Raw genomic sequence first — 17,280 nt, 5'->3', positions numbered from 1 at the left:
CTTGGCCTGTGGCCGTTTTTTCTCACCCTTCTATCTTAGCCGTTTTCCTAAGCGCTTTCACATCTTCCGGTCATGTTACCGGTAACTCTTTTGCAAAAAATTACCCTAGATCTAGTAGTATGGTTAGCGGTTCCAACTCAAGATCTTAAAATTTTTGCCTTGCCCTTACATTGCTGACATGGTATCCTTAACACATCGAATGATATTGACCCTATTTAAGAATATTGTTCGTGTATTGTTATAAAGTCCAAAGATTTATAAGGAGAATATCTGAACAATGAAGACTAATCGTTACATTGTTGCTTTGGCGGGGGTCATGCTGCATCTGATGATCGGCTCAGTATACGCTTGGAGCGTCTACACTAAGCCAATCGCGGCACAGACCGGCTGGAGCGAATCATCAGTTGCATTTGCATTTAGTTTGGCCATCTTCTTCCTGGGGATGTCCGCGGCTTTCATGGGCCGCCTGGTTGAAAAATTCGGCCCGACCTTGACTGGGACTGTTTCCGCCATCCTTTACGGGAGCGGGATCGCCTTGACTGGCCTGGCTGTTCAAAGCCAGCAGCTCTGGCTCTTGTACGCTTCATACGGCGTCATCGCTGGTCTGGGCCTGGGTGCCGGCTACGTCACCCCGATCTCAACCATCATCAAGTGGTTCCCGGATAGACGGGGTTTGGCTACTGGCCTGGCCATCATGGGCTTCGGATTTGCCGCTCTTTTAACCAGCCCGATCGCCCAATTCCTGATGTCAAGCGTTGGCTTGTCCAATACCTTCTACATCTTGGGTGCCGGCTACTTCTTGATTATGATCGTATCTGCCCAGTTTATTAAGCGGCCAACTGCTGACGACCTGGCCAACTTCAAGAGTGAAGACAAGGAAGCTGTTTCCTTGACTGGCGGCCTGCAAATGACGGCCAACCAAGCACTGAAGGCCAAGGCCTTCTACCTGCTCTGGTTCATGTTCTTTATCAGCATCACCTGCGGTATCTCCCTGGTCTCCGCTGCCTCACCAATGGCCCAGGAACTGACTGGGATGAGCGCGGCTACTGCCGCTGTCATGGTCGGCATCATCGGCCTCTTCAACGGCTTTGGCCGGCTGGTTTGGGCAACCTTGTCCGACTACATTGGCCGGCCTTTGACCTACAGCTTGATTTTTGTCGTTGACATGGCCATGTTCGTGATCTTGATCTTCACCCACTCACCATTCATCTTCGCTGTAGCCCTCAGCCTTTTGATGTCCTGCTACGGAGCCGGCTTCTCAGTTATTCCGGCTTACCTGGGCGACGTCTTTGGCACTAAAGAACTCGGCGCCATCCACGGCTCCATCTTGACTGCCTGGGCGGCAGCCGGCATGGTTGGCCCGCTCCTGCTCTCCTTCACCCACGAAGTTTTGAAGAGCTACTACGTGACCTTGGCCGCCTTCATCATCCTGGCCGGCCTGGCCCTCTGCGTCTCCTTCCTGGTTCAGCGCGAATTTGCCAAGCTGACCGACCTGACTGATGAATTAGATTAATGACTTTTCAAGTTCCTGCTGACGCGGGAACTTTTTCTTTCCCCGCGAGCTTTTAAGCTGGCTAAAGGCTATAATATTATCGAAGAGAGATTGATGAGGGGGAAAAACATGATGCTTCCAAGCAAGCTGCGCGACCTGCGCAAGAAGCATGGCTTAAGCCAAAAAGAATTAGCGGAAAAATTAATGACCACACAAGCCAAGGTGGCCAGCTGGGAAAACGGCGACAGCGTGCCCGACATATCATACATCGCCAAACTGGCGGTTTTATACGACGTGTCAGCTGACTACCTGCTGAAAGACGACAAGCAAGAAGGGCACGAACCAGGCGAAGAGATGGACCGGCCGAACACTAAGCGCCTGGGCAGGATCAACAGCATCTACTGGACTATCGTCATCGCTGTCTACCTGCTGGCCAGCATCGCGACCGGCCGCTGGTCCACCAGCTGGGTCCTCTTTATTTTAGGAGGCGCCATCTGGCTCATCGGGGCTGGTTTTCACTGGATCAATTCGACTAAATAAGAAAGGAGCTGCTTCTTAACTAGAAGTCAGCTGCTTTTGCTTTCTTATAAATTGTTGGATGACATGATGTAAAAAGTCAATAAGACAGAAACCGCAAAACACAAGGCTGCCGCCAGTAAGTAGGCCAGAAAAATATTGACCCCGTGCTTGGCAAAAGTCACTCCTAACAAGTCAATCCCACAAAGCAGGGCGAAATCAGCAAGCGAAGCACCAAACTTGGCCTGGCCAAAATGGCTCAGCAGCAGGCCAATGATGACCGCGGCTGCAATACAGATACTCCACCACCGGCTGGTCTTAGGCGGATAAGCGCTAATGGCCCGCTCTCTAAGATGTTGCATGTAATTCTTCATCATTTTTCCCCCTTAGTAAAAAATCCTGCTATAAGCATACTATAGTCTTTTTTGTGAGAATGGTAATAAAAAGCCATGATTTAGTAAATTTCCCCGAACCTGATACAATTAAGGCAAAACACTTCAGAAAGCAGGAAAAGCATGCTGAAAGACGGTATTTATGAACAAATCCTTAACCAAGAAATCCTGGACCAGCTGGAAAAAATCGACCCAAAAACCAGGAATTATCAACTGGAACAGCTAAACGCTGATGACTCCCGACAGCTCTTGACCATCTACCTCTCCCAGGTCATCCGGTCGGGCCTGCACTACCTCCGCGACAGCTTCAAGTCCGGTGAAGACAAGGCTGCCCTCATCGCCCAGATCCGCCTGGTCAACTCCATCGTCGACCAGGTCGCCCAGCATACCGGCGAAGCCGACTACGAGGACCTGCAGATCCTGGAACAAGGCGAAGTCCTGACCTCCATCTACCACAAGCTGACCCAGTCCCAGCAGATTACCCCCATCCGGCCCCAGACTTCCATAGTGGAGAATGCCCTTTTTACCGGCAGTAAAAATGAGCCCAGCATGCTCAGTGAAATCAAGAAGGAAATCGCCTCTTCCGACCAGGTCGACTTGCTCGTTTCCTTCATTAAGTGGTCAGCCATCCGCCCCCTTTTAGGAGATTTGGAAGCTTTTTGCCAAAAAGCCGGCCACCAGCTGCGGGTGATCGCGACAACCTATACCCAGTCAACTGACTACAAGGCTATCCTGACCTTGAGCCAGCTGCCCAACACTACAGTCAAGATCAACTACGAGACCGACCACGCCCGCCTGCATGCCAAATCCTATCTTTTTAAAAGAGAGACTGGCTTCTCCACCGCCTACATCGGTTCCTCCAACCTCTCCAGCGCTGCCTTGACCACGGGCCTGGAATGGAATGTCAAGGTCACTGAGCAGGAGTCTTTTGACATCGTCAACAAATTTGCCGTTTCCTTTGAAAGCTACTGGAACGACCCCTCTTTTGAAACTTTTGACCCGGATCAAGAAGACTGCCGGAAGAAACTGCAGATAGAACTGAACCGGCATAAGGCAAATACTTTCCACTTGGAAACCAGCATCCGCCCCTACAACTACCAGCAGGAGATCCTGGACCGGCTGCAGGCTGAGCGGGAAGTTTACGGCCATTATAAAAATCTCCTCGTCGCCGCCACCGGGGTGGGGAAAACCGTTATCGCCGCCTTTGACTTCAAGCGCTACTTGGCAGAGCATCCCCATGCCCGCCTCCTCTTCGTCGCCCACCGGCAGGAAATCCTGGAGCAGAGCCTGCAGAAGTTCCGCGAGGTCCTCAACGACTTCAACTTCGGGCAATTACTGGTCGGCCAGTACAAGACTGATGATGTCAGCCAGCTTTTCGTCTCCATCCAGTCCTTTAACTCAGAAAAAATGGCTGACCTCTTGCCCAGCGACTACTACGACTTCATCATCATCGACGAATTCCACCACGCCGCGGCCAAGTCCTACCAAAAGCTGCTCAGCCACTTCAAGCCCAAGATCCTTCTGGGCCTGACCGCGACCCCTGACCGGATGGACGGACAGGATATCTTGCAGTACTTTGACGGCAATATTGCCGCCGAAATGCTGTTAGGCGAGGCTATCGACCGCCAGCTCCTCTGCCCCTTCCAGTATTTCGGGGTCACCGACAATGTTGACTACTCCGGCATGAAATGGAGCCGAGGCCAATACGAGGTCAGCGAACTGGAAAATGTCTATACGGCTAACGACGCCCGGGCCAAGTTGATTTTGCGCAGCCTGGACAAGTACAGCAACAATTTGGAAGACATCAAGGGCTTAGGCTTCTGCGTCAGCGTCAAGCACGCCGAGTTCATGGCCGCTGCCTTCAATCAGGCCGGCATCCCTTCCGCTGCTTTGTCTGGCCAGACTACCCAGGCTGACCGCCAGCAGGCTAAAGAAGATTTGACCTCCGGCAAGCTTAAGTTTATTTTTGTCGTTGACCTCTATAACGAAGGGGTCGACATCCCAGCCGCCAACACCATCCTCTTCCTGCGGCCAACCCAGAGCCCGACCATCTTCCTCCAGCAACTGGGCCGGGGCCTCCGCCTCAGCCCGGGCAAGGATTGCTTGACAGTCCTGGACTTCATCGGCCAGGCCAAGTTCAAGGCCCTGACCGGACCAGGCCATGCCCTGCCATATGAAATCAGAGATGGCTTCCCGCACCTGCCGGCAGCCTGCTATCTGGAGCTTGAGCCCGTTGCCAAAAAGTACATCCTGGCCAACCTTGGCCAGAACGCGGCTAACAAAAATGGCTTGACCCAGCGCGTGAAGACTTTTAGCGAAGACACGGGCCTGGAATTAAACTTGGCCAACTTCCTCAAGGCTTATGACATGAGTCTTTATGACTTCTACCACGCCAGCGGGTCACGTTCACTTTTCCGTTTGAAAAAATGGGCCGGACTGATTACTGACGACCGGGATGTGGAAAACAAGGTCTACCAGAAGTTCAGCAGCTTTTTCCACATCGATTCCAAAAGGCTCCTGGACTACTGGCTGGCTTACCTAAAGACGCCAAAAGAGACAAGTAATGAGACTGAACGCTTGATGCTGGGGATGCTCTACTACAGCTTCTACAAGAAAAAGCCGGCCCAACTGGGCTTTAAGGACCTGCATGAAGGGATTAGGGACTTTTTAAAAGAAGACTTCGTCAAAGAGGAATTAATGGAAGTCCTCCGCTACCGGCTGAGCCAGTTGACCGTTTTGCCGGAAGCTAACGAATACCCCTTCACCTGTCCCTTGGAAGTCCACTGCCACTACAATGTCAACCAGATCATGGCGGCCTTTGACTACTTCAACCAGGACCAGTCCCCGGAATTCCGGGAGGGGGTCAAGTACTTCGCTGATAAAAAGACGGATATCTTCCTTATTAATCTGAACAAGAGTGAAAAAGACTTCTCCCCGTCAACCATGTATGAGGACTATGCCATCAATGCCCAGCTTTTCCACTGGCAGAGCCAGAGCCAGGACCGGCCAGCCAGTCCGAAGATCCAGCGCTATATCCACCAGGGTGAGACCGGCAATCTGATTTCTCTTTTTGTCAGAGAGTTTAAAAAGCAGGGAAATTATACAGCAGCTTACACTTTCTTAGGCAACGCGGATTATGTTTCAAGTGCAGGCGAGCGGCCGGTTTCCTTTGTATGGCACCTGCACCAGGCGATTCCGGCCAGTCTTTTGGCCAAGGCCAACAAGGCGATTGCCCTGTAATTGCTTCAGCCGGGGAAAGCATTTTCTGTTATACTAGGTATCAGTTAGGTTTTGCAAAAAAGTATAAAAAAGGAGTAAACATGAAAATTTTAGTTGTAGGTGGTGCTGGCTACATCGGCTCCCACGCTGTAAGACGGCTGGTTGCCGATGGCAATGACGTAGTCGTTTTGGACTCACTGTTCACTGGTCACAAGGAAGCTATTGACCCAAAGGCCAAGTTTTACCAAGTTGACCTTTTGGACAAGGATGCGGTAACTGACGTCTTGAAGAAGGAAAAGATCGAAGCCGTAATGCACTTTGCTGCTTACTCTTTGGTCGGCGAATCAGTCAAGAAGCCGCTGAAGTACTACAAGAACAATGTATCCGGCATGATCAGCCTGCTGGAAGCCATGGAAGAAACCGGGGTTAAGTACCTGGTCTTCTCATCCAGCGCTGCGACTTACGGCATCCCTGAAAAGCTGCCAATCACTGAAGAAACTCCGCTTAACCCAATCAACCCTTACGGGGAAACCAAGATGATGATGGAAAAGATCATGCACTGGGCTGACAAGGCTAACGGGATCAAGTCTATCGCCCTGCGTTACTTCAACGTGGCGGGTGCTTCCCTGGACGGATCAATTGGTGAAGACCACCATCCAGAAACCCACTTGATTCCTAACATCATGAAGGCTGCCCTGGCTGGCGGCGGTGACTTTACTATTTTTGGCGACGACTACGACACCAAGGATGGTACTAACGTCCGCGACTACGTGCACGTGGTTGACTTGATCGACGCCCACGTCCTGGCTTTGAAGCACTTGATGAAAACTAACCAAAGCGACGTCTTCAACCTGGGTACGGCCAACGGCTTCTCCAACTTGGAAATCCTGAAGGCCGCCATCAAGGTTACCGGCGTTGACATTCCTTATACTATCGGGCCACGCCGCGGCGGTGACCCGGACTCACTCGTTGCTGACTCAAGCAAGGCCCGGAAGGTGCTGGGCTGGAGTCCGAAGTACGAAAATGTCGACGACATCATCGCCAGCGCTTGGAACTGGCACCAAGAGCATCCTAACGGCTTTAGCAAGTAAGACAAAGAAAAATAGTGGAACTTCCTCAGATGGAAGGTCCACTATTTTTTTGCGCTTATTTGTCATCAACGCTAAGTCTTTTTTGGCGCTAAATAGTCAAAAATACTGATGCTGACCAGGCCTGCCCCAATCCCGGCCAAGTACTTCATTTACTCGATTATAGCATAAGCAATTGGGACCAGTTCATTCCTCTTAAAACAGGGAGCCGCACTTCTCGATCATCTGGAAGAGGTCGGCCCGGTAGTCTGGGTCTTCCTTACGGAGGCTGCTGATGGCTACCCCGAAGTGCTCCTTATAGCCAGTTGAGTTGATGTACTTGCCGTGGCCCAGGTACATGGCAATATGTCCTGGGAAATAAATCAAGTCCCCTGGCCGCAGGTCTTCAAACTCAATCTCATGCACCGGCCAGGCTTCTTTGATTTCCGCATCCCGCCAGAGCAGGACCCCGTTTAGCATATAGCTCATGAAGACCAGGCCCGAGCAGTCGATCCCCAAGGGGCTCTTGCCCGCCCACCGGTACTGGCAGCCCAAGTACTCCTTGGCGGTCTCCGTTACCTGCTTTCTGAAGCTTTCTTCATCCGGCTTGGCTTGGAGCAAAAAGTATTCCGGATCTGCTGACCACAAGACGTCATCTTCATCCAGCCGCTTTGCCAAGGCCGTCTTGGAAACCCAGCCGCTTCGTCCGTCCAAGAGCTTAACCTTGTAATAGCCGTCCGCAAGCTCATCCGTCACGTTAAGCAGGCTGCCCTTATAAACCGTCAACAGAATGTCGGCTGAAACCTTGGATTCAGCCAGGACGTCAATGACTGGCCGCCGGATGAGTTTGACCTCCCGCGCCTTGATTTCTTCCAGGCTAACTGGAGTTACCGCGGCCTTTGGCACGTAGCCCTTATAGCCGTAATGACTGGTTACGTACCAAAAGTCTTCCTTTTTCCCGGTTGCCTTGACAGCCCAGCCGTATAAAAGTTCATCGCTTCTGGATTTGAGGTCGTCTTCCGTCATGAAGACCGCTGGTTGATTGATCAAGCCGTACATTTGCCTTCCTCCTAACTTTAATCGCTTATTTTTCCTTCTTTATCCTAATCGTAGATAATCCCAGTCATTTTTGCAAGAGGGCAACGTTCCCTATTTCTTAAGATTCCTTTGCCTTATAGACTATTTTCTTAAATTAATTTCACTTTCTGACAGCTTATGTTAAAATGTTTCATGTAACTCAATGGAGGTCTTATGGAAGAAAAGAAAACACAAAGTACATACAAACGGACACTAACCAATGCCCACATTCAGCTGATTGCCCTAGGCGGGACGATCGGGACCGGCCTCTTTCTTGGGGTCGGCAACAGCATCCAGAAGGCAGGGCCGGCAGTCATCTTGATCTACATCATCGTCGGCCTCTTCCTCTTTATCTTGATGCGGGCCCTGGGTGAACTGATCTTATCTGACTTAAAGAAGCACACCTATATCGAGTTTATTGAAAAATATCTCGGCAAGGACATCGGCAAGGTGACTGGCTATCTTTACTGGCTCAGCTGGCTGATCCTGGCCATGGCGGAAACGACGGCCTTAGGCATCTACTTCAAGTCCTGGCTGCCCAACCTGCCGACCTGGCTACCCGGGGTGCTCTCAGTCGCGGTCCTGCTCTTGATCAACTTGATCTCTGCCCGCTTCTTCGGGAACCTGGAGTTTGCCTTCGCTATCATCAAGATTTTGATGATCGTCGGCTTCGTTATCTTTGCGGCCTTCATGCTGCTGAGCTCCGGTTCAACCAAGTACGGCCAGGCCAGCTTCAGCAACCTGTACGCTAACGGCTTTTTCAACAACGGGGCAGGCGGCTTCTTGCAAGGCTTCCAGATGGTTATCTTTTCCTTCATCGGGGTGGAACTGATCGGGCTGACGGCCGCTGAAGCCAAGGATCCGCACAAGACTATCCGGAGCGCGATCAATGAATTGCCACTGCGAATCATTCTCTTCTACGTTTTGGCGATTATCGGGATTTTGGTGATCCTGCCATGGAACAAGGTTTCAACTTTCAGCTCACCATTCGTCCAAGCTTTGATGGGGGCAGGCTTTAAGGGTGCCGGCAACTTGATCAACTTCGTGGTCATCACGGCAGCTATTTCAGCAACCAACAGCTTCCTCTACAGTGCCGGCCGCCTGCTCTTCTCCGTTACTTTAGGCGGGGAAAGCAAGTGGAGCAAGTTCTTCGGCCAGCTCAACCGCCGGCAATTGCCAATGAGAGGCCTGGTCCTCTCAGCCTTAATCATCATCTGCGCGCCTTTGATCACCATGATTATGGGGGACGAAGCCTTCAGCTTCATCTCATCAATGGCAACCAGCATGTTCCTTCTGATCTGGATCATCATGACCTTGACCCACCTGCGCTACCGGCAGGTTACGCCAAAGGACCAGCTACATGAATTCCAACTGCCAGCTTACCCATACCTTGACTACCTGCTCTTGGCCTTCTTCGGTGCCATTGTTATCCTGCTCCTCTTCCTTGAGAGCTACCGGGTCCCAATGATCACGGCTTTGATTACCTTCGCTGTCCTCTATGGTTTCAGCAAGGCCTTCAATAAGAAAAAAGAAGCAGCAAAATAATTAATGAGATACAACAAAAGCTGACCGCAAGGTCAGCTTTTTTATGTACTTTAGTATTTCACCAAGAAGAGGCCGTTACGCTTAAGCAGCTTATTAACCAGCTTCTTCGACTTCTTAGAAAGCTTATACAGATCAGCATCAATGCCGCTTTCGATCCGGAGCAAGGAATAGTGCTTCTTGTCCTTAAAAAGGACATTTACCCCAAGGTAGTGATCTGTCACAATCAACTTCTTGCTGATCTCCAGCAGATCAGCCACAGGCAGCTCGGTCAAATCCCGGTCAAGCAAGTCAGGATAAGTTTCTTTAGCCAGATCATGATCCAAAAAATGTGTGTCTCATACTGGCTGACCAGCATTAACAGCAACAGGAGCATTTTGTCCGCGTAGGCTTCGCCAATCGTATGCGACCTCAGGTATTCAAATATCTCATCATAATTGTCTGGCGGCTCCATTTTTGGAAAGCAATCGATGTAGTAATTTCTTGGTCCTGGATTGCGGAGCTGGTCCACCAGCTTATACGCCTGCTTTGCTTTCATGTCGATCCTCCATTGGCAAAACTCTCTTTTCAGTATAACACGGAGATTTTTAACATTACCGCACAAAAATAAGCCCGGACTTGGTCCGAGCTTATTTCCATTCTATTTCTTTTTGCGAGTAAAGAAGAGCTTGATCGTATCCCAAACTCCCAAAGCCTGCCGCATGTGGTCGGCCGGGACATACTTACGGATCGCCCGCAGAGTCTTCTTCGGATCCTTGGTAATAAAGATGAACTTCCCATCCTTCTTAGTCCGGATCTCAAAGCGGGGAATGTACTTCCCTTTGAAGTAAACGTCCGCGACTACATAAGTTATCTGATCCCAAGGAATCTGGATATAGTCTTCAACATTCTTCTCGTTATAGAATTCAAAAGCTTCATCGCCGATCATAACTTTGCCGTAGGTAGACATGGCCCGGAACCAAGTTCCGGATACAGCCAGATCAACGGTCTTATTCATTGATTGAGCCATTTGTTAATCTTACATCAAGCCCCATACGTGGAAGAGGATACCAACAACGAAGATCCCCAAGATGATAACGATTGGAGAAACTTTCTTCTTCAAGAGCCACATGCAAAGGAAGGTAAGCAGCAGACCTGCCAAACCTGGAACCAGCATGTTCAAGTTGTCTTGCAGAGTAGTAACCTTGGTATTAGTCAAGGACAGACCAGCAGCTTGTTGGGTCAAGGCTTCCTTGATACCAGCAGTACCGCTTGGCAGCTTGGTCCAGTCGATGTAACCACCCTTTTGGATTGGCACTTCTGAAACCTTCAGAGTAAAGTTGATGCTTACCCAACGTTCGATCAAGGCACCCAGGACGAACATACCCATCATGGCAGCCCCACGGGTAACCTTCTTCAGCAAACCACCTGAAAGGTCGGAGCTGATAGCGGCACCAGCCTTGTAACCCAATTCTTGAGTGTACCACAAGAAGGCGATACGGATCAGGTTCCAAAGAATGAAGAAGAGGATTGGCCCGAGGATGTTACCGTTGATGGCCATTGAGGCACCAAGGGCACCGAGGATTGGACGAACAGTGTACCAGAAGACTGGGTCACCGACACCGGCCAAAGGCCCCATCATACCAACCTTAACACCTTGGATAGCTTCGTCGTCAACTTCAACGCCATTAGCCTTGTCTTCTTCCAAAGCCAGGGTAACACCAATGATTGGTGAAGCCAAGTAAGGGTGAGTGTTAAAGAAGACTAGGTGACGTTGCAAAGCAGCAGCCATGTCTTCCTTGTTTGGGTACAGCTTTCTTAAAGCTGGGATCATACTGTAGGCCCAACCACCGTTCTGCATTCTTTCGTGGTTCCATGAACCTTGCAGAAATTGTGAGTGCCACATAACGTCCCAACGATCACGCTTTGATAAAGTTACTTTCTTTTCAGTCATGATTTATCTCTCCTTTCTGGCTTGATTTCTAATAGTCATCAATGATGTCGCCCAGCGGGTCACCAGTACCAGCTGCAGCAGCATCGCCAGAGCCCTTGCTTACCTTTTCTTCCAAAGCGAGGTACATCAAGGCCATAGATAAACCAATCGCACCCAAGGCAATCAAAGTCAAGTCCTTAACGCCGGCCAAAGCGAAACCAATGGCGAAGAATGGCCATACTTCACGGCTGGCCATCATGTTGATAACCATAGCGTAACCTACAGCAACAACCATACCACCACCGATGGTCATACCAGCTGACAGCCAGGCTGGCATAACAGCCAGTGCGCTTCTAACAGTTTCAGTTGGAATAGCAAGCAACAAGCCAGCTGGGATAGCAATGCGCAGACCCTGCAAGCAGACAGCGATCCATTGCCATACGTTGATCATGCGCCAGTTACCTTTTTCGGCGTACTTGTCCATGATATGAACGATGGCAGTTGAAATAGTCCGGACCAACATGGTCAAGAATAGACCGGCAACGGCCAAAGTGATGGCCAAGCCAGTGGCAGTCCCGATACCCTTGGTACCTTGACCACCCTTGATCAAAATGATGGCTGAGGCAACAGCGGCCAAAGCTGCGTCAGGTGCGACAGCGGCACCGATGTTGGCCCAACCCAAAGCGATCATTTGCAAAGAACCACCGAGCATAATACCCAAGGTAAGATTGCCAGTAACTAAACCGATTAAAGTACATGCAACCAATGGTTGGTGGAATTCCCATTCATCCAGGATACCTTCCATCCCGGCCAGGAAAGCTACCACAATCACCAGGATGACTTGAATAGCATTTAAGTCCATTTTTAACTCCTTTTCCCACTACTTTTGTTCATCGAGCAGGCTTTGTGCCTTCTTCAGAATTGAATCCATGTTTTCAGGGGTGTCTGAAGGAACCTTGCGGACGTCGAACTTGATGCCCATCTTTTCGAGTTCACGGAAAGTGTCGACGTCAGTCTGATCCATGGACAGAACGTTGTTGGCGTTAACCTTGCCCTTGCTGTATGACATGGAGCCGACGTTCAAAGTCTTGATGTCTACGCCGTTCTTGATCGTTTGCAAAGCATCTTCTGGGTTTTCAAACAACAAGAAGGCGCGCGTATTACCAAAACGCGGGTCTTCAGAGATTTCCTTCATCTTCTCCAATGGAACGGTGTGTGCTACCGTACCAGCTGGAGCAGCTTCACGGATCATGCTCTTGCGAAGGTCGTCCTTGGCAACCTTGTCAGAAACCACGATAACCCGGTCTGGGTGAAGTGATGGAATCCAACCAGTTGCAACTTGACCGTGCAACAAACGTGAGTCAATTCTGGCACCAACGATCTTAATGTGACCGTCGCCCAAAACAGTCCCTTCTGGGATTGCTTCCTTAGGAGCGCCAGCTGCGGCTGCAGGTGCAGCTGCCTTTTGCTCTGCAGGCATTAAGCTTTCAGGCTTGGTCTTGATACCATCCTTAGCCGGCTTAATGATCGCAGTCGCGATGTCTTGCGCGGTAGCCTTGTCATTGATCATTCTTTGAGTCAAGGCTTCAACTACCATTGGCAAGTTCAAACCGGAAACGATTGCCCACTTGTCGTGACCGTCGAGCAAACCGTTTGCCTGGTTGAAAGGCGTGCCACCCCACAGGTCAACCAGGAACAAAACTTCTTCCTGGTCTGCAAAAGAAGCAATCGCTTCATTCATCTTACCCTTAATATCATCTGGGCCTTCAGAAGGCTTCAGAATGACATGGGCAAAATTGTCTTGTGGGCCAAAGAGCATTTGCGCGGATTCGGCAATACCGTCCGCGAAACCGCCATGGCTAGCTAAAACAATTCCTACCATGATATTTCCTCCTCAAAAACTTCGGTACATTCCTATTATACAATAAAAAGCGCTTACGTGAAGAACTTTCTTGAAACCTTTTTCAACTTTTTGTTAATTTTATCTCTATGACTGAAAATGCATTACAATAACGCAAAAAGAGGCCCAAAAATTGCATTTTTTCAAAAAATACCAGTTTTAATTAAGAAAAGAAAAATACTTATTAGATGAAAAAAAGCGGCTGATTCTGTCAAATCAGTCGCTTGTCTTATATATTTGTGGTTATAACGGAGTAGCAGAGATTCGAACTCTGGCGCCGGTTTCCCGACCTACACCCTTAGCAAGGGCGCCTCTTCAGCCACTTGAGTACTACTCCAATTCATGTATATTAATATTAGCAAACTTTTCCAGGTCCGTCAAACCCTTTTGAGAGATTTTTTCTACTTTTTCGCTTTTTTGCGTCTTTTTTCCTCCAAAACAGACGATATCTGCAAATCAATTGAAAGCCGGTCTCACTTTTCATCGTTTTTGGCTATTGTCTTCCCGCCTGCTTAAAAAATAATTAGCAAAAGCGTTGCTTAACAAAGCTCATAATGTTATAGTAGGAAACATAAAAATTCGAGTGATCTTTTAGTAGCAGCCAGGCTCAGCGCTCAGAAAACCGGTGGTTGATGCGAACCGGACAGGCCTGGAGCAGCGAATTACGGGATCAAGCAGCTCGGCCGGTCCAGCCCCGTTACGGCTAAAGCAAGTGCAGCATGCTGCAAAGTTGGGTGGTACCGTGCCTATAAGCGCCCCAGCCTGAGTCAACCGACTCGGCTGGGGCTTTTTGTTTGTAGAAAGGAGAAATATGAAGCGATATCAAACCTTGGTTTAAACTGGCAAAAGCAAATACAGATTTAACTAAGGAACAAACACATGAACAAACAAATCAGTTTTAAAGAAGCAGTAACTATTCTTATTTTGATGCTGGTCATGCTGGGCTGGGGCGTCATCGGCTTTGGCATGTCCCCGCAGATCCCGGTCTTGACTGTCATCGCCTTGCTCATCTTCTGGCTGCAGATCCGCGGCTTTGAGTGGGAAGAAGTCATGAAGGGGATCAGCCAGGGGATTTCCACGGCCATTGTCCCGATCTTTCTCTTCCTTTTAATTGGGACCTTGATTGCTGTCTGGATCCAGGCCGGGATTATTCCATTCTTGATGGTCCTGGGCTTTCATATGATCAGCAGCCACTTCTTCGTTCCCTCGGTCTTCCTGGTCTGCTCTTTGGTCGGCCTGGCCATCGGGTCCGGCTTTACGACCGTGTCCACCGTCGGGATCGCCCTCTTTGGGATGGGGAGCACTTTAGGCATCAACCCGGCTTTGACGGCTGGGGCCATTATCTCCGGCGCCGTCTTTGGCGACAAGATGTCTCCACTGTCTGACTCAACCAACCTGGCCTCCGCGGTAGCTGAAGCTGACCTCTTTGACCATATCAAGAATATGATGTGGTCAACTATTCCCGCCTTTATCGGCTCTTTGCTCTTTTTCTTCTTCCTGGGCCAGAGCAATAAGGCAACTTCCTTAGCTGGCATCGCGACCGTAGAAAGCAGCCTCCGCCAGCACTTCTCAGTTTCCTTCTGGGCAGCCTTGCCGATCATCTTGATGTTCGCCTGCGCCTGGAAAAAGGTGCCAGCCATTCAAACGCTTTTTGCCAACATCTTCTTGTCCGTTGTCATGATTTTTGTCCAAAATCCGGGCTTCAAGATGCAAAAGCTGGCAACGCTGATTGAATCCGGCTACGTTTCAAATTCCGGCAACAAGACCGTTGACGCCCTCTTGACCCGGGGCGGGATCTCCAGCATGATGGGGACTGTTTCCTTGATCATCATGACCCTGGCCCTGGGCGGAATCTTGATGCACCTGGGCATTATCGACAGCGCCATGAAGCCTCTGGTTGAACGCCTTAAGAAGCCGGGCCGGCTGATCTTGACGACAATCATGGCCGGGATTGGGATCAACCTCTTCGTCGGTGAACAATACCTGTCTGTTATCCTGCCGGCCAACGCCTTTAAGCCTGCTTACAAGCGGATCGGCCTTGACCCCCTGGCCCTCAGCCGGGCCCTGGAAGACGGGGGCAGCGTCATCAACTACTTGATCCCTTGGGGGGTGGCTGGTTCCTTTGTGGCTTCAGCCTTAGGCGTACCAGTTCTGGACTTCCTCCCTTTCACCATGTTCAGCCTCCTGTCACCTGTCTTCTCTATCCTCAGCGGCTTTACCGGCATCGGCCTGAAGTGGAAGCAGGAAAAAGTGGCTTAAGCCTTATCCTGCTCTCTTAAATTATGAATTAAAGAAGCCTGTTTCCAGCTGGAGACAGGCTTTTAGTGTGGCCAAAGAAGATAAGCAAGTATCCTGTTAGTCTCTCCTTCCGAATCATAAAACTTACTAAATCTTGATAATCACATCAGTATTGGTAAGTTTTTCTGATATTCCTTTCTAGTTAAATCTATGGGTAGATTCAACTTGGCAAAAGAAATCAGATTTTTAACCTTTTGAAGTTAAGGTCAGTGAGTACGGTTGGCTGTCAAATAACGCCAAATGGCATTATCCAATAGCTTTTTATCTGCCCCACTGGAAACTTTTAGCCTGGCAGTCGGAAAGGCATCTTGCCCGCAAAAAGCAGGCAAGCATATCGTGATGCATCTCGAAGCAGTCAAGCATATCGTGATGCATCTCGAAGCAGTCAAGCCGCGATTTTAATACCCCGAACTGAGCTCGTTAAAGCTGACTGCTCTTACATGCTAGAGCCTTCAACTTTGTAGTATTGCTTGGCTTATGCTTCTTTTATCCGACTGGCAAGAATCTCCTTAACTCGCTTGTAAGGCGTGTAAAGCGTGATTTCTTCGTCAGTTAATCTACTCAATATGTTTTTGGCTGCGGCGATGTTCGCATTCATCTCGCCGCATTTCTTGCATCTAGTCAGTTCATGATGACTGCCGTATCTTTCCTCAAAATGCTGCCCGCAGATTGAACAGTACTGAGAAGTATATGCCGGATTGACATCATGAGTTTCAATCGAATTCTTGCTTGAAAGATATACAATGCGCTCATCCAGTTGGCCCTTAGTCCATGAATTCAAGCGTTTGCGCATCTTTCTTGCGAATCTGCTGTTATCTGATTTGACGCCTTTTTCTTTTACGAACGTCAAGTCTTCCTTGGCAATGACCGCCGGATGCTCTGTCTCGATCATTCTGTTTATCGCATGGTTGATAAAGCTTCTGACAGTTTCTTGCGCTGACCGGTAGCTCTTGTCATACGACTTTCTGCCGATATTGTTCTGCTCCAGATTCTTGAGCTTGCCAAGCAGTTTTATTTTCTTCCTCAAAGCAGTCTTAGAGAAAGGTTGGTTTGCCTTCTCCAGTTGCTCAAGCTGCTGATTGAGCTGCCAGCGCAAACTCATATATGGCTGGCGATTTGCGTTTTGCTTGCCGTATTTGTGAACGATGGCATTGGCAAGCTTACTGAAGTTTTCACCATATTCATTGCCGCTGCTGCAGGAAAGCAGGGTGGCAAGCCCCTTGTCAATGCCGATTGCCTTCTTTGAATCATTGCTGTAACGCTTGCTAGAGATCAGCTTATGAACTTCAAGGCGCTGCTTGATGCGGTCAAGCACCACTGTGATATCGCCGGTGCGTGGATAACTCCACGGGCTGGTCATCTCCACAGAAAACTGCTTTCTAGGCACGTCTGAACTGAATGAAAAAGTATTTCCTTCAAATGCCCAATTCAAGTCACACTTCATGCTAGAGCCAAGCTTGCCCGACTTCCGTGCCCGGTAGTGGTAGTGGTACGTAATCCGGCGCAGGTAGCTGTGCGCTTGCTTGATTTGCTTATCCGTCAGTTTAGCTTCTATTTCAGTCAAAGCTTCAGTGTATTCTTCTGGCAGCTCAATTGGCTTGTGAAGAAGAACGGCTTGCCATGCGCTTTTAAATTTCAAGATAAAGAACAGAAGGTGGCGCTGATCTGCAGAAAAATTTTCATTTCCTTGAATCAGCTTCTTCAAACGGTTAGCCAGATTCGACCACATGCTTTTTATGTTGGCACATGCTTCACGGAGAGCGCCTACCCAGTGCTTGGCCTAAAAGTTGTAGACTGTTTCTAGCTTGCCTTTTGAGCCTTTAACCGGCTTGTCCCACTTGCGAACTTGGTTGCGCAGAGCCTGC

General features: G+C 49.5%; 14 protein-coding genes, 1 tRNA gene and 1 pseudogene. 6 read left to right on the top strand and 10 right to left on the bottom strand.

What is annotated here, in order from left to right:
* The first annotated feature begins 277 nt into the window (after window positions 1–277).
* Window positions 278–1,513, top strand: coding sequence for an L-lactate MFS transporter (locus DS743_RS08885; RefSeq protein ID WP_035185670.1), 1,236 nt, complete (start codon window positions 278–280; stop codon window positions 1,511–1,513).
* Window positions 1,514–1,621: 108 nt separating this feature from the next.
* A complete protein-coding gene (locus DS743_RS08880; RefSeq protein ID WP_035185672.1) occupies window positions 1,622–2,032 on the top strand; it encodes a helix-turn-helix domain-containing protein in 411 nt (136 codons plus the stop codon).
* Between the two features lie 44 nt (window positions 2,033–2,076).
* Here the strand turns inward: DS743_RS08880 and DS743_RS08875 are convergent, their stop codons facing one another.
* Window positions 2,077–2,385 carry a hypothetical protein gene (locus DS743_RS08875; RefSeq protein ID WP_035185674.1) on the bottom strand — a complete coding sequence of 103 codons (309 nt, stop codon included), beginning with the start codon at window positions 2,383–2,385 and terminating at the stop codon, window positions 2,077–2,079.
* A gap of 138 nt (window positions 2,386–2,523) precedes the next feature.
* Here DS743_RS08875 and DS743_RS08870 point away from each other — a divergent pair, with 138 nt between their 5' ends.
* Entirely contained in the window at window positions 2,524–5,640 is a 3,117-nt protein-coding gene (locus tag DS743_RS08870; RefSeq protein WP_072544306.1) for a DUF3427 domain-containing protein, read from the top strand.
* Window positions 5,641–5,720: 80 nt separating this feature from the next.
* Window positions 5,721–6,710: a UDP-glucose 4-epimerase GalE gene (gene galE, locus DS743_RS08865; protein WP_035185677.1), complete on the top strand. Its 990-nt coding sequence runs from the start codon at window positions 5,721–5,723 to the stop codon at window positions 6,708–6,710.
* A gap of 192 nt (window positions 6,711–6,902) precedes the next feature.
* Here the strand turns inward: galE and DS743_RS08860 are convergent, their stop codons facing one another.
* Window positions 6,903–7,745 carry a C40 family peptidase gene (locus DS743_RS08860; protein WP_035185678.1) on the bottom strand — a complete coding sequence of 281 codons (843 nt, stop codon included), beginning with the start codon at window positions 7,743–7,745 and terminating at the stop codon, window positions 6,903–6,905.
* Between the two features lie 192 nt (window positions 7,746–7,937).
* Between DS743_RS08860 and DS743_RS08855 the strand changes: the two genes are divergently transcribed.
* Window positions 7,938–9,308 (top strand): amino acid permease, encoded by a 1,371-nt coding sequence (locus DS743_RS08855; protein WP_035185679.1) that lies wholly within the window; start codon window positions 7,938–7,940, stop codon window positions 9,306–9,308.
* Window positions 9,309–9,358: 50 nt separating this feature from the next.
* On the opposite strand, the gene DS743_RS08850 is transcribed toward DS743_RS08855, so the two are convergent.
* From DS743_RS08850 to DS743_RS08820, 7 genes are all read right to left on the bottom strand, one after another.
* Window positions 9,359–9,631 (bottom strand): hypothetical protein, encoded by a 273-nt coding sequence (locus tag DS743_RS08850; protein WP_231128265.1) that lies wholly within the window; start codon window positions 9,629–9,631, stop codon window positions 9,359–9,361.
* Window positions 9,577–9,843 (bottom strand): hypothetical protein, encoded by a 267-nt coding sequence (locus DS743_RS08845; RefSeq protein ID WP_072544304.1) that lies wholly within the window; start codon window positions 9,841–9,843, stop codon window positions 9,577–9,579. Before DS743_RS08845 ends, DS743_RS08850 begins: the two co-directional genes overlap by 55 nt.
* A gap of 102 nt (window positions 9,844–9,945) precedes the next feature.
* Complete coding sequence (locus DS743_RS08840) at window positions 9,946–10,314, bottom strand: DUF956 family protein (RefSeq protein ID WP_003612214.1); 369 nt, start codon at window positions 10,312–10,314, stop codon at window positions 9,946–9,948.
* A 9-nt stretch (window positions 10,315–10,323) separates the two neighbouring features.
* Complete coding sequence (locus DS743_RS08835; protein ID WP_141372503.1) at window positions 10,324–11,238, bottom strand: PTS system mannose/fructose/sorbose family transporter subunit IID; 915 nt, start codon at window positions 11,236–11,238, stop codon at window positions 10,324–10,326.
* Between the two features lie 28 nt (window positions 11,239–11,266).
* On the bottom strand, window positions 11,267–12,079 hold the full coding sequence (locus DS743_RS08830; RefSeq protein WP_050952830.1) for a PTS mannose/fructose/sorbose transporter subunit IIC: 813 nt from the start codon (window positions 12,077–12,079) through the stop codon (window positions 11,267–11,269).
* A gap of 18 nt (window positions 12,080–12,097) precedes the next feature.
* Window positions 12,098–13,099: a PTS sugar transporter subunit IIB gene (locus DS743_RS08825; RefSeq protein ID WP_035185684.1), complete on the bottom strand. Its 1,002-nt coding sequence runs from the start codon at window positions 13,097–13,099 to the stop codon at window positions 12,098–12,100.
* Between the two features lie 267 nt (window positions 13,100–13,366).
* Window positions 13,367–13,454, bottom strand: a tRNA-Ser gene (locus tag DS743_RS08820).
* 542 nt (window positions 13,455–13,996) lie between these two features.
* Here DS743_RS08820 and nhaC point away from each other — a divergent pair.
* The gene (gene nhaC / locus DS743_RS08815) at window positions 13,997–15,376 is read left to right on the top strand and encodes a Na+/H+ antiporter NhaC (protein WP_035185686.1); all 1,380 of its coding nucleotides are present in this window, start codon (window positions 13,997–13,999) and stop codon (window positions 15,374–15,376) included.
* Window positions 15,377–15,890: 514 nt separating this feature from the next.
* On the opposite strand, the pseudogene DS743_RS08810 reads toward nhaC, so the two are convergent.
* Window positions 15,891–17,280, bottom strand: a pseudogene (locus DS743_RS08810) (RNA-guided endonuclease TnpB family protein); the annotation flags it as partial.

The sequence above is a fragment of the Lactobacillus leichmannii genome (assembly GCF_024701915.1).
GTDB lineage: Bacteria > Bacillota > Bacilli > Lactobacillales > Lactobacillaceae > Lactobacillus > Lactobacillus delbrueckii.
The sequence above is the reverse complement of the archived record's forward strand: the minus strand, read 5'-3'. Positions and strand labels throughout refer to the sequence as shown.